Source organism: Flavobacterium sp. 38, assembly GCF_057799715.1.
Window position 1 is genome coordinate 574,659 of sequence record NZ_JBYNWZ010000003.1, and the last position, 18,646, is coordinate 593,304.

Annotated in this window: 11 protein-coding genes; all 11 read right to left on the bottom strand. The window is 36.5% G+C overall.

The features are described 5' to 3' along the window. Positions 1 to 101 precede the first annotated feature (101 nt). A complete protein-coding gene (locus AC3E9W_RS11120) occupies positions 102 to 2,312 on the bottom strand; it encodes an endo-1,4-beta-xylanase (protein ID WP_488768396.1) in 2,211 nt (736 codons plus the stop codon). 15 nt (positions 2,313 to 2,327) lie between these two features. Continuing rightward, positions 2,328 to 3,692: a glycan-binding surface protein gene (locus AC3E9W_RS11125; protein ID WP_488768397.1), complete on the bottom strand. Its 1,365-nt coding sequence runs from the start codon at positions 3,690 to 3,692 to the stop codon at positions 2,328 to 2,330. 30 nt (positions 3,693 to 3,722) lie between these two features. After that, positions 3,723 to 5,354, bottom strand: a complete 1,632-nt coding sequence (locus AC3E9W_RS11130) for a RagB/SusD family nutrient uptake outer membrane protein (protein ID WP_488768398.1) — start codon at positions 5,352 to 5,354, stop codon at positions 3,723 to 3,725. A gap of 10 nt (positions 5,355 to 5,364) precedes the next feature. Beyond that, entirely contained in the window at positions 5,365 to 8,532 is a 3,168-nt protein-coding gene (locus AC3E9W_RS11135; RefSeq protein WP_456893759.1) for a SusC/RagA family TonB-linked outer membrane protein, read from the bottom strand. A gap of 578 nt (positions 8,533 to 9,110) precedes the next feature. Further along, positions 9,111 to 9,767, bottom strand: coding sequence for a fructose-6-phosphate aldolase (fsa, locus tag AC3E9W_RS11140; RefSeq protein WP_488768399.1), 657 nt, complete (start codon positions 9,765 to 9,767; stop codon positions 9,111 to 9,113). 679 nt (positions 9,768 to 10,446) lie between these two features. Then, positions 10,447 to 11,772, bottom strand: coding sequence for a xylose isomerase (gene xylA, locus AC3E9W_RS11145; protein WP_488768400.1), 1,326 nt, complete (start codon positions 11,770 to 11,772; stop codon positions 10,447 to 10,449). A gap of 5 nt (positions 11,773 to 11,777) precedes the next feature. Further along, on the bottom strand, positions 11,778 to 13,259 hold the full coding sequence (locus AC3E9W_RS11150; protein WP_488768401.1) for a xylulokinase: 1,482 nt from the start codon (positions 13,257 to 13,259) through the stop codon (positions 11,778 to 11,780). 4 nt (positions 13,260 to 13,263) lie between these two features. Further along, positions 13,264 to 14,271 carry a GntR family transcriptional regulator gene (locus AC3E9W_RS11155; RefSeq protein WP_488768402.1) on the bottom strand — a complete coding sequence of 336 codons (1,008 nt, stop codon included), beginning with the start codon at positions 14,269 to 14,271 and terminating at the stop codon, positions 13,264 to 13,266. 479 nt (positions 14,272 to 14,750) lie between these two features. Continuing rightward, positions 14,751 to 15,785: a glycoside hydrolase family 43 protein gene (locus AC3E9W_RS11160; RefSeq protein WP_306161060.1), complete on the bottom strand. Its 1,035-nt coding sequence runs from the start codon at positions 15,783 to 15,785 to the stop codon at positions 14,751 to 14,753. Positions 15,786 to 15,806: 21 nt separating this feature from the next. Further along, positions 15,807 to 17,240, bottom strand: coding sequence for an MFS transporter (locus AC3E9W_RS11165; RefSeq protein WP_488768417.1), 1,434 nt, complete (start codon positions 17,238 to 17,240; stop codon positions 15,807 to 15,809). Between the two features lie 267 nt (positions 17,241 to 17,507). Further along, positions 17,508 to 18,617 carry an endo-1,4-beta-xylanase gene (locus tag AC3E9W_RS11170; protein WP_488768403.1) on the bottom strand — a complete coding sequence of 370 codons (1,110 nt, stop codon included), beginning with the start codon at positions 18,615 to 18,617 and terminating at the stop codon, positions 17,508 to 17,510. Positions 18,618 to 18,646 lie beyond the last annotated feature (29 nt).

Here is an 18,646-nt window from a genome sequence, read left to right on the forward strand (position 1 = left end):
CCACGGTTGAAACCTTGGGCTATGTTCTGCAATATTGTAGAGTTACTTGCGTGGGCTTCGACTCCGCTCAGCCTGACAAAATCGTAACAACTCAAGAATATTTACGGTTTTTGCAATTCTCCAGAAAATTCTAAACTTACATCTTTTCCTGCTAGACCATCAGCCGCGCCTTTATATGCATGCTTACGAACATAATTTGCATCCCAAAGATTTGGAGATTCATTTGGGAGCCAGTATTCATGTTCTTTAGAATTATCTGAAACTCCCCAAATCGTGATTCCGTATTGCTGAGCCGCAGGAATGTATTTTTTGTACATATCAATAACATACTGGTACATTTCTGCCTGAGATGCTTGCTGGGCAACTGTTGGTGTAGCAGTTCCTAATCTGATATCTAATTCAGAAATTTTAATCAATTTTCCTGTAGCTGCCAATTTTTGGAACATCTGAACAATTTTGTCTTTGTCTGTTGTTAAACCAATGTGCATCTGCGTTCCTATTCCGTCTACGGTAGCGCCTTTTCCTTCGATATATTTTACGTATTCGATTAATCCGTCGCATTTGTCTAATCTAGATTCTAAGTTATAATCGTTGATGAACAGTTTATCTGTGGCATTTCCGTATTGGCGTGCTAATTTGAAAGCGGTTACCGCATAATCTTTTCCAAGATATTTTACCCATGAGAAATAGTCTGAAGCAGTGTCGCCTTCTGTTCCGTTTCTCAACGTTCCGTCTTCTTTCATTGGTTCGTTTACAACATCCCAAGAGAAAACGCTTGTTTTGTAATGGGTCATCATTTTAGAAATCCAATCTGTCATAGCATCAGTAATAATTTTGGTTTTCTCTGCTTCTGTTTTTTCAATTGTAATTGGTGCTGTTGGTCCACCTCCAGAACCTTCTGCAGACAACACTACTTTGTCAATCAAATAAGTTGTAGCATATTGTCCAAAATCAAAAATAACTTTAGTAAGATCTTGTTTTGTTGGTTTGATCGTTAGCGAAATTGGAGTCCAAGATGTAGTTACACTATTTCCTCCATAATAATCTGCTGCGTTCCCTGCGGTATTTTGAGTCTGAATCTGTACTGTAGTTCCTGGTGCTTCGGCCTTAATCATACAGGTAAAAGTATAATTTTGCCCTACTGTTAAGGGTGCACTCAAAGTATAAACCTGCTGTGCACTATAGTTATTTGCAGCGGTTGGATTAGTAAGTTTCATAGCATATCCTCCATTGTAACCCTCTCCACTTGCAGAAATAGATCTTGTCGAACTATTTCCCCAGCCATTCCATCCTGTAAGAGCACCGCTTTCAAAATCACCATTTGCAATCAAATTCACTGGTCCAGTAGCAGCATCCAAATCAACAACTGACAAAGTGTTTGCATCAATCAGATAGGTTACATTGGGCAAGTATCCTAAATCTAAATTAAACTGAAAAGCTGTGCTTCCTGTTTCAAAATCTGCTGGAGCCAATTTAATTTTTACCTGCTGCCAAGTAGATGTTGTTGTAAAAGCTTCTACCCATGATCCTCCTGTGTTAAACCAGTCTTTGTAAGGATATTTATTTTTTAATGAAGCATTAAAAGAAATACGTCCCTTACCTGCGACATCAGATTTTATGTAAAAAGAAATTTCATAATTATGTCCCGCAACAATTGGTACGTTTGGTGATGTTAATTGCAAATTGTGAGCTTGAGAAGAACTCGCACTTGATGCTAATTGAATTGCTGCAGAAGTGCTTGTTAATCCAGAATTAGCAACAGTAGTAATTCCTTTTCCGGGATTGTTTCTAGCCCATCCTGTAAAAGTGCCACTTTTAATTGGTGTTAGATCCAAAACATTTGTTCCGCTAGAACCTGGAATTATAGTTGGGGCAATAATACCATTTAAATAAGTTGCATTTTGATTGGAATGCCAGATCAACGTGTGTCCGAAAACTTTTAATCCAGCGCTTTTTGTGGCTGCGATAAAAGCATCTACATTGGTAAAATTAATTTCTCCTTTTGAGTTTACCATAGCGGCGTGCTTCATTTCGTAGCCTGGCGTTACCTCATCAAAATTCTCGTTTACGATTTTTCTATAATTAGCATCGCTCATATATAAACTAATTCCGATTCCGTTTCCTAGAGGAAAATCAGAATAGTTTTTTAACGGTTCGTAACGGCCTATTTTTTCAACTAAAGCCAGCGGAAGTTCAGCTCCTGTTACTTCTCCGTGTTCTGGGTCTTTTCCCCACTCCATCAAGTTATCATCGCAAGATGACAAAATCATTAGTGATGAAGCAATTATTGGTATGATATATTTAGATTTCATTTTGTGGCTGTTGAGTTAGTTAAAATCATTGTATACTGGAGCATCCAACGGTACAATTCTCCAATTATCTGTGTACACTTTTACAGAAGTTGCTTTTGAAGGGAATTCTACTTCGCTTGCGTTTCCTGTTACATTAGATAGTTTTACATCCGAATTTTCGAAGTAAATTCCAAAGTTTTGATACGTTGCCGCTTCACGATACGCTAAAACTGTTTCGAAAGTAAAAGCTTCCTTAGACCATGCATAGAATTTGTTTAATGGAATTGTAACGGTAATCCATTTGTCTGTTTTTACTCCGACAGATTTTCCATCTACAATCCACGGAACGTAATTGTAACAAGCTCCTGCCCATTCTCCTCCATTAAAATTGTTAATCATGCATATTTTTAAGAATCCTGACTGCTGCCAAACTTCTGGAACATAAATATCAAACTGAAAGGCTACTTTATCTAATGCTGTACTTGCCGGAATGTAAGGCGTTAGTTGCGCTCTCCAATTGTCTACTCCATTTCCTGCTGTCCAAACTTCTGTACAACGGTTTTTTGCAGCATCAAAAGAAGCAATACGAACTGGACGATGAGGTACGTATTTTCCTTGTGAAACGTTTCCTGTTCCAATTGTGGCTGACTCTAAATCTGCTGGCTGAATCATACTTGTTGAAGATCCCCAATATCCGTGCTGACCTTGTCCGTCAAAATTTAATAATAGACCTTTTTTGAAATTGAAGTATCTTGGAGAATAAACACCTCCGTTTGATGTTTCAGCATAAATTGAACCTCCTAAGTCTGAAATTCCATTTGGAACTGTTACTGTAAATGATTCTCCTTCTTCATCTGAAACAATTCCAGTTGTAACCTCAACATTTCCTGGGAAAACTACTTTGCTTACTTCTGTTAAACCAGCTCCAGCAATTATAATCGTTTCTCCTGGATTTGGCATAGTGTTCGAAATACTTGAAATTACTGGTTTCCCTGAACGGATTTGAAAAGGAAATGTCACTTCGTTAGAATCATTTACAAAACGAATTGTGTTTCTTACTGATGGATCTGCATCTAAAATTGGGGTATCAGCAGAAACGCTTACTAACATTGAATTATTAGATACAAAAACAACATTAAAATAAGTTGAATATCCGTTGATGTATACTTTTTTAAGTCCTTCAAATCCTGAACCTTCAATACGCAAAAGCTGTCCTAAACGGGCAAAAGTAACTTCTCTATCTGGTACAGATGAATTTACATCTTCTAAAAATACTTTTGTAATTGTAATTGCGCCTCCTTCTGAATCGTTGTTGTCGCAAGAAGTAAACAGCATACTGAAAACCATCATGCTAAGCAATGCGATGGGCGCCCAATACTTTTTATTTAAAATATATTTCATATTTATATCTTTTAGTTTTTAGTTCTGAAACTAGAATAAGTCTTTTATTTTCTCTTCTGTAAACTGATACGGAACAGGATTTTCTCTCAATAACGGATTCTGAACTAATTCAGATTCTGGATAAGGAAGCGTAAAAATGGTCGCATCGATTACGCCAATGGCTCTAGGGCTTGTACTTTTTGAAGCATCGACTGTAACTGTATTTGTTGCTGTATCGTACAAAATTGGAGTAATTGTTCCTCTGTTTTGAGCTGTTACATAGTTGATTACTTCTTGCTGTTTGTAATAGGCTCTACGAACTAAATCATACCAGTATTGCCCTTCCATACATAATTCTACTCTTCTTTCGTGAGCAAGATCTGCATAAGTCAACATTGTTTTAGGATCTAATCCTGCACGTGTACGAAGTCTGTTTACCACTGAAATAGCCGTAGCGTCTGCTGTTGAAGCATTATTTCCTAAAGCCGCTTCTGCGTAATTTAAATAAACTTCTGCCAAACGTAACATATAAGTGTTCAGCGCCGAATTCATACGTGTGATTTTAGAATTGTCTTTTGTAGAACCTACCACTCCTTTTTTAACGGTCAAGAAATCTTTACTGTGATCAACCGTATAACCGCCATTTGCCTTATTAATTTCAGCATAATGATCGTCATCTCCCATCCAAGTTGCTCTACGGCGAAGATCTTTTGATTCATATTCTTGTAAAACATTATAAGAAGCTCTTGTCCAATATCCCCACGCAGCATCGTCTCCTGTAATGTCAGAACCTAATGCAAAATAGGCTTGCTGTGTATTGTTCACTCCAAAATCTCCATTTGGAACCCATTGCAGCGCAAACATCGACTCGGTATTGTTGTTATTATCAATCATGAATAAATCTTCATAATTTGCCATTAAGCTGTAAGGCCCAGAACTCATTACTTTTTCTGCCGCTTTTTTAGCTAAATCCAAATATTCTTGGTTACGAGTTCCGCTGTTCGGGTTATCGCTAACTCCTGAAAATGAAAGGTAAACGCGAGAAAGCATTCCGAATGCACTATATTTTGTTAAACGCCCAGCCTGACCCGCAGTTTCTGGAAGGTATTTGGCAGCAAATTCTAAATCACGAATAGAGAATTCGTAAACGTCCTTCATTGGATTTTTATTTACAAGCGGATTTTTAACCAATTCACTCGGATCTGTAGAGATAATTACATCTCCCCATAAAGAAGCTAGATACCAATACGCCGTTCCTCTCATAAAACGAGCTTCAGCAATGTATCTGTTTTTAATAGTTTCATTTAATGGGCTTCCAGAAATACCGATAATCACGTTATTAGATTGCTGTACAACATTATACAAAGATGCCCAAGCCGAAACTAATGGCCCTGTTAATCCTGTTTCCGTTAAATCGGTGAATGGGTATACGTAATCTGAGAACGGTGCATACATGTTTGCCGCGCGTCCGTCTCCTAAACCGTAGTAAAATTTATCATTAAAATCGAACCATACTTTATTGTACAATGGTCCCGTTGCAGCCTGAAAATCAGACTCTGTTTTATAAAAATTCTCTTTTGTAATTACATCGTTTGGTTCAACGTCTAAAAGGTCGCTGCAACTCGTCCAAACAAATGGCAATGCAATAATTAAAGCCGTGTAAAATATTTTCTTTGTTTTCATTGTGCGTTTTTTAGAAATTAACAGTTAATCCTAGTGTGGTAATTGTTGGCGAAGGATAACGTCCGTTATCGATACCATTTAAAAGCTGGTTTTGGTTTATTGCCCCAACTTCAGGATCGTAACCTTTATACTTTGTAAAAGTTAAAATGTTCTGCATGTTTGAAGTCACTTTTACATTTGTGATTCCGTACTTAGCGTATAAATCTTTCGGAAGATTGTAAGAGATTGAAATGTTCTTAAGTCTTACATAAGAACCATCTTCTACAAATCTGTTGCTCAAACGATAGTTTGATGCTGAAGAAGCTGAAGAAGCACCAATTCTAGGCATGTAAGGATCTCCGCCTACAATCTGCACGTTACGATAATCGTTTGGTCCGTTAGGGTCGATTAATTCTAATTGTGCATATCCTAAAGCCGTTTTCAGTAAGTTTGTATTCTCACGAGGATTTTCTAACCATCTTCTTTGGTAGTTTAAAACTTCATTTCCGTAAGAACCTGTAAATAAAATGCTCACATCAAATCCTAAGAAAGAGAAACTATTGTTGAAACCAAATGTAAAATCTGGATTTGGATTTCCAATGTAACCTGCATCTTTTTCGTTGATTACGCCGTCTTTATTAGCATCTTCAAACATATAATCTCCAATCCAAACTCCATTTTCACCAATCACCATTCCTTCTGGCAATGCTGTTGGCGTTACCGTTCCGTTAGCATCTTTATAATAGAAATCTGTTGCTTTTTCAAAACGTCCGATTACTTTATAACCGTAGAACTGACCCAATGGCTGACCTACAGCAGTACGAGTAACTACTGTAACATCTGAACCTTGCTGTAATGTCTGATCGTAAACACCTGATTCTGAATTTAATTTCAACACTTTAGATCTATTCATAGAGAAATTGAAATTCGATTTCCAAAGAAAATCTTTTCTCTGCATGTTGATTGTGTTTATGGTAAACTCAAAACCTTTGTTTTCAAGAGATCCCACATTTGCAAAAGGCGGTGATGTAGCTCCCTGACCTGTTGTTCCCACATAAGCTGGAAGTGATAATCTTAATAATAAATCGTCTGTTTTCTTGTGATAAAAATCTGCTGTAATTTCAATTCTGTTGTCCAAAAATCCAAGGTCTAAACCAACATTCACTTGATTTGATTTTTCCCATTTCAAATCTGGATTTGCGGTATTGGTTGCAATTTGTCCGCTTCCCCAATTGGTTGCAGAAGTACCATAAACAGACGTATAAGCATTATTTGGAACACTTGAATTTCCTGTTACTCCCCATCCTGCACGCAATTTTAAATTATTGACTACCTGATTGTCTTTTAAAAATGATTCATTTGAAATTTTCCAAGCTAAAGAAGCAGATGGAAACCAATCCCATTTGTTGCCTTCAGCAAACTGCGAAGATCCGTCTCTTCTGATGGTTCCAGTTAAAAAGTATCTGTCATCAAACGAATAAGCTGCTCTTGCAAAATAAGAACTAAGTGATTTTGTAGAACTTGCATTTGAATTTCTAGCAGTTGTTGGATCTCCTGCATTTAAATCGGTTGCTCCATTTGTTAAATAACCAGAACGGTATCCATAAAGATTTTCCCAATTCTGCTCTTGAAACTCTTGAGCTACCAATGCATTAATATTATGTTTTCCGAAAACTTTATTATACGTCAAAGTGTTAGTCCAAATCCAGTTTTCGCTGGTAGATTTAGTTCTTGATCCTTCTCTCACTTCATTAGATAATGCTCCAAAAGTGTAAGATGGATTAAAAGTATATCGGTTACCAAAACCATAATCGATAGAATATTGTGTTTTCAGTTTTAAGTCTTTTGTAAAACCAATTTCTGCATACACATTACCTCTAATTCCGTAGTCTTTTCCATGATTATCTTTCAGCATAGCAATTCCAAGCGGGTTAGTCTGAACAAATTCAGTTGTATCTGGTCCGTCAAAAGTTCCGTCTGCATTACGAGCTGCTACGTTTGGAGTTTGTTTTAAAGCCGTTAAAATCACAGAATCATCATTAACCGTCGTAACCTGATTGGTTTTGTATGCATTTAAGTTCACGCCAACCTTCATCCATTTCTTTACTTGAGAATCGATTACACCACGAATAGTCATACGGTCGAAAGAAGATCCAATTATTGTTCCCTCCTGATCAAAATAAGACATTCCTAATGCATACGTAGTAGTGTCAGATCCGCCAGAAGCAGATAAATTATAACTTTGAATTAAACCTGTCTGAAATAACTCGTCTTGCCAATTTGTTCCTTCGCCTAATAAATCGGGACGAATAAAATAAGGGTCTCTCTGTACAATCCCTAAATCTGCACGAGTATTTTTCAATTCTCCATATTCTCTTAAATTAAGCACCTGCAATTCTTTTGGCATTTGCTGCCATCCAACATAACTGTCAAAATTTAAAACCAAATCTCCTTTTCTACCCGTTTTAGTAGTAACCATAATGACACCGTTTGCTGCTCTAGAACCATAAATGGCAGTTGCAGAAGCATCTTTCAAAATATCGATCGAAGCAATATCGTTAGGGTTAATTCCAGAAAGCGGATTTGAATTTAAAGAACCAGAATTACCATCTATAATAACACCATCAATTACATAAATTGGCTCGTTTGAACCGGTAATCGAACTGATACCACGAATACGTACCGAAGAACTTCCTCCCGGCGTACCACTGTTTTGCTGTATTTGCACTCCCGCAGCTCGCCCTTGCAATACCTGATCTATAGTTGTAGAAACAGATTGGGTTACTGCCGAACTAGAAATAGAAGAAATCGCTCCTGTTAAATCTGCTCTTTTTGATGTTCCATACCCAATAACAACAACTTCTTTTAAGTCGTTTAGGTTTTCTTCTAGTAAAGCATCAATTTTAGTTTTATTGTTTACGGCAACTTCATACGGTTTATATCCGATAAAACTGAAGACCAAAATACTATTGGTTGGAATAGCCTGAAGCGTATAAGTTCCGTCAAAATTAGATACAGTACTGGTTTTGGTTCCTTTTACAATGATATTGACACCTGGTATTGGTCCAACACCATCAGATACAGTACCTGTAACGGTAATTTGTGCATTTACTGCAGCAGAAAATACCAGCATCAGGATCAAGAGTCCCCAATTCTTGAAGTATTTAGATCTGCTTTTAGTAATTAAAAAGTTAGTCATAAATAATTGGTTTAATGAGTTAATAGTATGGTTTAGTTAGTTTTTAATTTTTAATGACTTTATCAGCGTTTGTATTTTAACGTTTTGCAACAAATAACAGCTTATAGTCAAAACAAATATATGCAAAAAACAACAACACACAATCGGTTGCGTTAATTTTTTTTCTCAATTTCAAAAAAATACCATTAAAAAAAAGAATAATCTATATTTATATTTACAAAACATTAGACAATCCTCAAAAAGACCATTCATTACAACGAAAACGTTAGAGATAATAAATCGTTTAATTGAAAATCTTAAAAAAACCATAAAATGTTAAAATATCGGTTTTTATTAAAAAACACTAAAACGTTGTAGTTGAACTTCTAAAAAGCGTTCGAAATCAAATCTTTTCTAATCCCTTATAAAATGGGACATGCAACCTATTAGGAACTGAAAACCAGCACACTAAAACTGAAAGCATATATTTCTTACAAATACCAAAAAGAGACAATCGGTTGCTTTTATTTCATAAAAAAACTCCCTTTCAAATAACTGAAAGAGAGTTTTAAAACTATAAAAATGGAAATAAAAATATACTATAGATTCATCTTTTTGGCATCTTCAACAAATTGCTTCAAACCAATATCGGTTAGCGGATGTTTCAGCAATCCTTTTATGGCAGAAAGCGGCCCTGTCATTACATCAGATCCCACTTTGGCACAGTTTACAATATGCATCGTATGACGAACTGAAGCCGAAAGAATTTGAGTCTGATAATTGTAATTATCGTAGACCTGTCTAATTTCTTCAATTAAATGCATTCCGTCTGTCGAAACATCATCTAAACGTCCTAAAAATGGCGAAACATAAGTAGCTCCGGCTTTCGCAGCAAGCAATGCCTGACCCACAGAAAATACTAAAGTTACATTGGTACGAATTCCTTTAGAAAAAAAATATTTACACGCTTTTACGCCATCACCAATCATAGGCAATTTTACCACAATCTGAGGATGTAAAGCCGCCAGCTCCTCGCCTTCTCTAATCATTCCTTCAAATTCTGTAGAAATAACCTCAGCAGAAACATCACCATCAACGATATTGCAGATATCAAGATAATGTTTTAAGATGTTTTCTTTTCCGGTAATTCCTTCTTTTGCCATTAAGGACGGATTGGTGGTTACGCCGTCTAATACGCCCATAGACTGAGCTTCTGTAATGTCTTGAAGATTGGCAGTGTCAATAAAAAATTTCATGAGTGTGTGGTTTTTATTTTGGTTAGTAATTGAATAGAATTTAATGCATTTGCCCAAATTTAGTATTGTAGAGGCGCACCGCAGTGCGTCTACGCAAAGTTTGTCCGTATAGTTTTGTCAATTTCGACGAAGGAGACCCGAGCGATAGCGAACAGGCGAAGTAAATCACTCTAGTATGTCGGCAAAGATTGTAGATATGCTTTGCGTTCCTTCGACTCCGCTCAGGATGACAAAAAATGAGGAAATGCTTTATCGATTTTTGAGTTCGATTTGCAAATGATAAGATTTTGTATTTGTGTAAATTAAGGAGGAACGCACTGTAATGCGTTTTAAATTTTAGGAGGAAAAAATGTGTATTTCGATTTGATTCTGCTCTTCAAAAAACCTTCAATAAAAATAAACTCACTATTAATTTTTATCAAACTGACTTATTTTTTTCTTTGAGATTATCTAAAATAGTAACTAAACCTTCAATCTATTTTCATCAAATCTAAAATTCAAACAAGCCATAATCTCCATACACATTTTTCATTTTTTTTCTAAAAATGAATTTTAACGATTTACGACTATCATATTAAAATTCGAATGTATTTTTAAATTGTCTCTGTAATGAGTTTAGAAACCTGACAGGTTTTTAAAACCTGTCAGGTTTAATTGGTATCTAAAAATCTAAAACCTATTAAATATATTGGTTGATGATGTTTTCAAACAATTCTTGTTTACCGCTCTGAAGGTTTAATTCTCCGTTTTCGTGTGCGATAGTGTAAAGATCTTTCAAACCTAATTTTCCATCAGCAAAATCTTTTCCTTTTCCAGAATCGAATGAGCTATATCTTTCTGTTCTTAATTTTTCGTAAGGAGAAGAAGTGATGATTTTATCTGCAGTCAATAATGCTCTTGCAAACGTATCAGCTCCGCCAATGTGCGCTAAGAAAACATCTTCTAAATCTGTAGAATTTCTTCTGATTTTAGCATCAAAATTAACTCCACCACCTTGTAAACCGCCAGCTTTTAAGAAAACTAACATTGCTTCTGTAGTTTCTTGAATGTTATTTGGAAACTGGTCTGTATCCCAGCCGTTTTGGTAATCTCCTCTGTTTGCATCGATACTACCTAACATTCCAGCTTTTGCAGCCACTTCAAGTTCGTGCTGGAAAGTGTGTTGTGCCAAAGTAGCGTGGTTTACCTCGATATTGATTTTGAAATCTTTGTCTAAACCGTATTGTTTCAAGAATCCAATTGCAGTTGCAGAGTCAAAATCGTATTGGTGTTTAGAAGGCTCCATTGGTTTTGGTTCGATGAAGAAAGTTCCTTTAAAACCTTGTGCTCTAGCGTAGTCTCTAGACATTGCTAAGAATTGCGCCATGTGGTCTAATTCTCTTCCCATATCTGTGTTCAAAAGAGACATATAACCTTCTCTACCTCCCCAGAATACGTAGTTTTCTCCGCCTAAAGCGATAGTAGCATCTAGAGCCAATTTTACTTGTCCGCCCGCACGAGCTACCACATTAAAATCTGGATTTGTAGCCGCTCCGTTCATAAATCTTGGGTTTGAGAAACAGTTTGAAGTTCCCCAAAGTAATTTAATTCCAGAATCTGCTTTTTTCTGTTTTAAGTAATCTGTGATAAATGCTAATCTTTTCTCTGATTCTGCGAAAGTTGGGCCTTCGTCAATCAAATCGTAATCGTGGAAACAGAAATAATCGAATCCCATTTTGCTGATGAATTCAAAAGCAGCATCTGCCTTATCTTTTGCAGCCTGATACGGGTCTGATGATGCATCCCAAGCAAAATTTTGAGTTCCAGGTCCGAATGGATCGCTTCCTTGTCCGCAGAAAGTATGCCAATAAGCGATTGCAAATTTAAAGTGCTCACGCATTGTTTTTCCAGCTACAACTTGGTCTGGATTGTAATATTTAAACGCTAACGGATTGTCAGATTCTTTTCCCTCAAATTTAATTTGACCAATACCTTTGTAGTATTCTTTATCTCCTAAAACTATCATTTTTTTTATTTATTTGTTAATACTAATTCTAATCCTTGTTTCCATTTCTGGTATGCTTTCACGTATTCTTCTTTATTTTTCAGTGGTAAAAATGTCATTACGTGATCGTTAGTCGTAATTCCTGAACTAAACTTATCATAATCGCCGTCTTTTAAGCCAACTGCTCTGGCTGCGCCAACCGCTCCGGTTGTGTTGTAAATCTCGATTTCGTGACCAATTAAAGTCGCAACGGTATTTGAGAAAATCTCAGAACGGAAAAGGTTATCATTTCCAGCTCTAATGACATTGATCACCGCATTATCGTCTTTTAAACATTCCATTCCGTACACAAACGAAAACGCAATTCCTTCTAAAGAAGCTCTAAACAAATGCGCGCTATTATGAATGTTGAGGTTTAAATTCAAGAAATGAGTTCCGATATTTTTGTTATTGAACATACGCTCAGCACCATTCCCAAACGGAATCACAACAACACCTCCTGAACCAATTTCGATTTCAGAAGCTTTCTCATTCATTACTTCGTAACTTTCGTTACCCATATTATTACGCAACCATCTGTACTGAATTCCTGCTCCATTTATATTCAACAGTTTACCAACTCTCGGCGTTTCTAATTCGTAGTTTACGTGAACGAAATTATTGACTCTTGTGCTTTTTCCGGAAGTTGCATCGCTTACCGCATAAAAAACTCCAGAAGTTCCTCCCGTTGCCGCCACTTCACCCGGATGCAAAACATTCAAAGCCAAAGCATTATTTGGCTGATCTCCCGCTCTGTACACAATCGGAATTCCTGCTGGAAGTCCAGATTCCTGAGCTCCTTTTTCATTAATAACGCCTTGATTGGTGAAATTTTCTACAATATTTGGAGTCAGCGAAGTATCAATTCCGTAATATTCTAAAAGCCAGTCGGCTACTTTATTTTCTTTATAATCCCAAAGCATTCCTTCAGACAAACCATTTTTGGTAGTCGTTACTTCACCCGTTAATTTCAAAGCGATATAATCTCCCGGAAGCATGTATTTATAGATTTTATTGTAAACTTCTGGTTCGTTTTCTTTTACCCATTTTAGTTTAGATGCAGTGAAATTCCCAGGCGAATTCAGCAAATGTTCCATGCATTTCTCCTGACCGATTTCAGTGTACGCTTTATTCCCAATTTCAACCGCACGACTGTCACACCAGATAATTGAGTTTCGAAGTGCATTTTTATCTTGATCCACAATCACCAATCCGTGCATTTGATACGAAATACCAACGCCCTGAATTTTAGACGCATCAATATTCGATTCTTTAATCGCTCTTTTCGTAGCGGTACAAATGTACTCCCACCACATTTCTGGATCTTGCTCCGCCCAGTCTGCGTGCAGGGAAACAATTTCCATTTCGTTTTGAGGCTCATTCAAAACAATTACTTTTTTGCCCGTTTCTGCCTCAACGATTGCCGCTTTTACAGAAGAACTTCCAATGTCATATCCTATATAATACATATCTTTATAATGATTCTCTTAAAATTAATTTCGTCGGCACATAACACTTCGTTTCTTCGTCGTGTGTGATAAATGCTGCTGCTTTGGTTCCCATTTCTTTAAAATCAGTCGATACAACCGAAATTCCTTTGTATATAAATTTCTTCATCGGCGTTTCGTTATAAGAAAGAAAACCAACATCTTTTCCAGGTTCAAAATCCTTCTCTTTGCACTGTTCTAAAAACTCGCCTAAAATTCGGTCACTTACACTGATATAAGCGATTCCTTTCTCAATCTGAAACTTTTTCGAATCGGTAATAATTTCATTTTCAAAACCAAAATCAGTACAAAACTTCTTAAAATATTCTACCGTTTCCCAAGGGTGATTCGTAAAATCGGGATAGATAAAAACTGTTTTTTTATACTTTTTAAACAAATCAGAAGCTTCTGTCAGCGCCTCATAAAACGCTTTTCCAAAATCCTGAAAAACATAATTATTCGCTTTATCCGCCCGAATATTCCAGTCAATCAAAAGCAGTTTATCATTCGAAATTGCCGACAATGCTGGAGGAATTTCTTTGTGGTCAAAATTCATCACCACGTATTTATAATATTTCCCGATTCCGTTATTAATGATCGTTTTAAAAACATCAATATTATAATGATGAAATTGCACATCAATAATCACATTATCAGCCAGATTATTCACAACCGAATGGTACAAAACCTCTTTGTACGCTTTAAAAGTATCCAAAACCAAAAGCACTTTTCTGGTTTCTCCCGCCACATAATAGCCTTTATTCGGCACAGAATCTATCACATTCTGCTCCTTCAAAATCGAATACGCCTTAAAAACCGTATCTCTCGAAAGCTGATACGTTTTGCAAATCACATTTACTGAAGGCAATAAATCACCCTTTTGCAAAATATTCTCCGCAATCGCATTTGTAATTCCGTCAACCAATTGCTGGTACTTCGGAATATCACTTTCGTGATTAATTATAAACTCAAATTTTTCGTCTTCTTTTGGCATACCGTTCTGTTCCGTTCTGTTATGCTAAAGTAGCTAAAAATCTTTTACAAAAAAGTCTTTTTGAAATTAAAATTGTTATTTTTCTTTAAGTCCTCTAGTCCTTAGTTTTTAGTCCTTAGTGTTATTTTTAATTTAAAAATAATTTGGGCGTGCCCCGCTTGAAAAAAGCGGGTCGGGCTATTCGTTTCAAGTCCTCGCTCTTCCTTCGTCAGGCTGTGGGCTTTCCACTGCTATCCCTCACGCGAACGGTTTCATCACAACAATCGTCATTGCGAGGAACGAAGCAATCACACTCAGAATGGGGCAAAGATTGGCGATTTAGCTTGTCGAACTACTTGCGGAGATCCTTCCTTCAAGGATGACAGACTGAACGAAAAATTCTTATGAAAACCTATACCCTAGCCCCGATAGAAGTGGAAATCCTTTTTTATTTTTTCTTTAAAAATAAAAAAGATTGCAACGGATAGCGGGATTAGCTCCTAATCAATCAGCCTCCTAATCCCGTACGGATCAATTGTGATAATCGAACCATCTTCTAAATAATCGATTTTAGTTACTTTCATGCTTCGCAAATGCGTAACACCTTTTGACAAACTCGAATCATGATAAAATAAATACCATTCGCCTTCTACTTCACAAATCGAATGATGCGATGTCCATCCCACAACCGGATTCAGAATCCTTCCCTGATACGTAAACGGCCCGTACGGATTATCGCCAATCGCATAACAGATAAAATGCGTATCGCCTGTAGAATAAGAGAAATAATATTTTTCGTTGTATTTATGAACCCATGAAGCTTCAAAAAAACGACGGTCGTTATCTCCTGCAAGAATTTCATCTCCGTTTTCATCCAGAATTTTAATTTCTTTCGGGTCTTCATCAAACTCCAGCATATCTTCACGAAGTCTTGCTACAATTGGCCCCAAGGCTTTTTCATTGGCTGTTGGCTCTTCGTTATTTTCATCATAAATATTATTTCGATATTTCTGAAGCTGACCGCCCCAGATTCCGCCAAAATAAATATAATGTCTGCCGTCTTCATCTTCAAAAACTGCAGGATCAATACTGTAACTTCCCTTTATGGCTTCTTTTTCAGGAACAAAAGGTCCGACTGGCGAATCGCTTATGGCAACTCCAAGCTGAAAAATACCGCTAGCGCGTTTGGCTGGGAAATACAAATAATATTTTCCCGCTTTACAAGCTGCATCGGGTGCCCACATCTGCTTCTCTGCCCAGGCAACATCATTTACATGCAAGGCAACGCCATTGTCAACGGCTTCTGACGAAATATCTTCCATCGAAAAAACATGGTAATCCTCCATCCCGAAATGATCTCCATTGTCGTTAAACGGAATTCCCGCATCGATGTCGTGCGAAGGATAAATATAGATTTTACCATTAAATACATGCGCCGAAGGATCGGCTGTATAAATATGGGATACTAAAGGCTTTGAAATCGCCAAGTCATTAATTTCCTCAAAATTAATGTGTTCAATGCTGTCTTCAGGCATAGTAATATTTTGTTTAAGTAATTAAGTTCTTCTTTGTTTAAGGTCTGTTTCGATCTGCACTTCCATTTCTTTATTGATTTTATAGAAAAACAGCAATCCGGCTCCAATTAAAAAAGGAATTGCAGGGAAAATACTCACTAATAATTTGATTCCGTTTACAGCAGATTCTGTCTGAACCTCAGCATTGGCCACATAATGGAATGCTCCTAAAACCAAAGTGGTTACCGCTCCTCCAATACTCAAGCCTGCTTTTAATCCCACCATCATGGCAGAAAAAATAATCGCAGTGGCACGACGGTTGTTCAGCCATTCTGAATAATCGGCTACATCGGCAATCATCGCCCACAGAATTGGGATTGTGATTCCGTAGAAAAAACCGTGTAAAATTTGAGAGAAAAATATCAATCCGATAGAGGTTGACGGGAAAAAGTAAAAAGCAATAATAAATAGCGTCGAAATGAATAGAAATAGTCCGAATACATTTCTCTTTCCGTATTTGTCTGCTAGGTTTTTAGACAATGTAATTCCGACAATCATAAAGATGATTCCGCCTGCATTAAAAAGTCCGAATCCCGCAGAAATAGGATCGCTCCCAAAATGATTCAGTCCGATATTGGTTAGAAAATCTAAAATAGGCTGAATAAAAACAGCTAACTGTTCTTTGTTTACATAATTCTCAAAATAATACACATATGAACCGCCTTTCATTGCGAGCGTTACAAAAACTAAAGTCGTCAGCGAAAGCATAATTACCCACGGCCTGTTTTTAATCAAATCGCTTAAATCTTCTTTCACACTTGACTTTTGTTCTGGTTTAGGAATGATTCTTTCTTTTGTAGTTAAAAAAGTAATCAGAAGCATAATCGTTCCGATGATAGCCAGAGCAGTCATTACTTTCTCGATTCCGACAGCTTTATCGCCATTTCCAGCACTTTTGATAATGCCTAGCATAAAAACCTGTACAAAAAACTGAGCGAACATAACGGCAACAAAACGATACGACGACATACTGTTTCTTTCGCCCATATCTCCTGTAATCACACCACTCAAAGCAGAATACGGAAGATTATTTGCTGCATAAAAAAGAAGCAATAAAGTGTAAGTTACAACCGCATAAATAACTTTTCCCTGATACGAAAAATTTGGTGTTGAAAATGCCATTAAAGCGACAACTCCCAACGGAATTGCAGTCAATAAAATCCACGGTCTGAATTTTCCCCATTTGGTACTCGTTCTGTCTGCCAAAACCCCAATAATCGGATTGAAAACAAAGGCGGCAATTAAACCCACAACCAGCATGATAATAGAAGAATCTGTTGGCGATAATCCGTAGATATCGGTATAAAAATAAGCCAGATACGTCATCAAAGTTTGAAAAACGAGATTGGCAGCTAAGTCGCCCAAGCTGTATCCAATTTTTTCTTTGATGGATAGTTTTTGTGAAATATTAGTCATTGGTGGGTTTGTGGTCATTTGTCGGTTAATTAGTTTTCTCCTGCAAGATTTTCAAAACCTTGCAGGTTTTCTATTTTTACATGCTTTCTTAAACATACCTACAAGGTTTTGGAAACCTTGCAGGAATGCAAATAATATTTTAAACAATCGGTTGTGTAAAATTAGACAAAAAAACATATTATGCAAATTTAGTTTGCTTTATTTAAGTTATTTTTTAATTCACAACCGATTGTTGATTAATTCATCAAAACAAAGCCTTTTTCTTTGTTATTCTTTAGATTCCTTAAGTTTTAAAATACTGTCGTACGCTTTTTTATGTTTCAAATCGGCATCAAATGGCAGAGGGTAATTTGTTCTTCCTTTAATCGGCCAGTCGTTTAACCAAGATTGTTTGTCATGAACTCCCCAAAAAGTCACACGGCTAATTTTATCTTTGTGTTTTAAAAATAGTTTAAAAATTGAAGCGTAACGTTCTGCGAGTTTGTTTTGCACTGAATCTGGCAATTTCTCTGAATACGGATTCATTTTTGGATTTCCCTCAAATTTCTGATTTACATCTGCACCTTTTAAATCCCACGGATTGGGCAAAACGGTAATGTCTAATTCTGTAAATGCCACTTTAATTCCTAAAGCGGAATATTCCAAAATACTCTTTTCGATTTCTTCTAAAGACGGACTTTCTAATCGCCAATGCCCCTGAATTCCCACTCCATCTACCTTTCCACCTTCGGCTTTTATTTTCTTGATCAAAGCAATAGCTCCCGCTCTTTTTGCAGGTTCTTCAATATTATAATCGTTGTAATACAATTCCACATTTGGATCTGCTTTTGCAGCTAATTTAAATGCGTCAACGAGATATTTTTCGCCCAATGTATTTAGAAAAACCGATTTTCTAAGTGTGCCGTCTTCATTTAGAGCTTCATTCACTACATCCCAAGAATCGATTTTGCCTTTATATCTAGAAACAATGGTATTGATATGATCCTGCATAAAAGTTTTCATTTCTGTACTGTCTGCAATCTTTTCCATCCACGGTGCCAATTGACTGTGCCAGATCAACGTATGCCCGTGAATAAACATTTTATTCTTTTTTCCGTATGCCACAAATTTATCCGATAAAGCAAAATCATATTTGCCCTTCTGCGGATGTGTGTACATAGATTTCATGATATTTTCGGCCGTAATAGCATTGAATTCTTTTTTTATCAAAGAATCTTCTTTGCTGTTTTTTTCTTGAATTTGATTGACATCTAATGCGGTTCCGATTAAAAAATCGTTTTTATAAGCGTCTTTTAGCGAAAGAGATTCTTTCTGTGATGAACAGCTTAACGTTAGCATCGCTGTGACGGCTAATAAATAAGGTTTTACTAATTTCATATTATTGTGGTTTTTTAGTTAGTGTATTT

What these genes read in the sequence shown, in the direction of transcription:
- AC3E9W_RS11120 (WP_488768396.1), bottom strand. Translation starts at nt 2,312, where the DNA reads ATGAAATCTAAATATATCATACCAATAATTGCTTCATCACTAATGATT.
- AC3E9W_RS11125 (WP_488768397.1), bottom strand. Translation starts at nt 3,692, where the DNA reads ATGAAATATATTTTAAATAAAAAGTATTGGGCGCCCATCGCATTGCTT.
- AC3E9W_RS11130 (WP_488768398.1), bottom strand. Translation starts at nt 5,354, where the DNA reads ATGAAAACAAAGAAAATATTTTACACGGCTTTAATTATTGCATTGCCA.
- AC3E9W_RS11135 (WP_456893759.1), bottom strand. Translation starts at nt 8,532, where the DNA reads ATGACTAACTTTTTAATTACTAAAAGCAGATCTAAATACTTCAAGAAT.
- fsa (WP_488768399.1), bottom strand. Translation starts at nt 9,767, where the DNA reads ATGAAATTTTTTATTGACACTGCCAATCTTCAAGACATTACAGAAGCT.
- xylA (WP_488768400.1), bottom strand. Translation starts at nt 11,772, where the DNA reads ATGATAGTTTTAGGAGATAAAGAATACTACAAAGGTATTGGTCAAATT.
- AC3E9W_RS11150 (WP_488768401.1), bottom strand. Translation starts at nt 13,259, where the DNA reads ATGTATTATATAGGATATGACATTGGAAGTTCTTCTGTAAAAGCGGCA.
- AC3E9W_RS11155 (WP_488768402.1), bottom strand. Translation starts at nt 14,271, where the DNA reads ATGCCAAAAGAAGACGAAAAATTTGAGTTTATAATTAATCACGAAAGT.
- AC3E9W_RS11160 (WP_306161060.1), bottom strand. Translation starts at nt 15,785, where the DNA reads ATGCCTGAAGACAGCATTGAACACATTAATTTTGAGGAAATTAATGAC.
- AC3E9W_RS11165 (WP_488768417.1), bottom strand. Translation starts at nt 17,240, where the DNA reads ATGACTAATATTTCACAAAAACTATCCATCAAAGAAAAAATTGGATAC.
- AC3E9W_RS11170 (WP_488768403.1), bottom strand. Translation starts at nt 18,617, where the DNA reads ATGAAATTAGTAAAACCTTATTTATTAGCCGTCACAGCGATGCTAACG.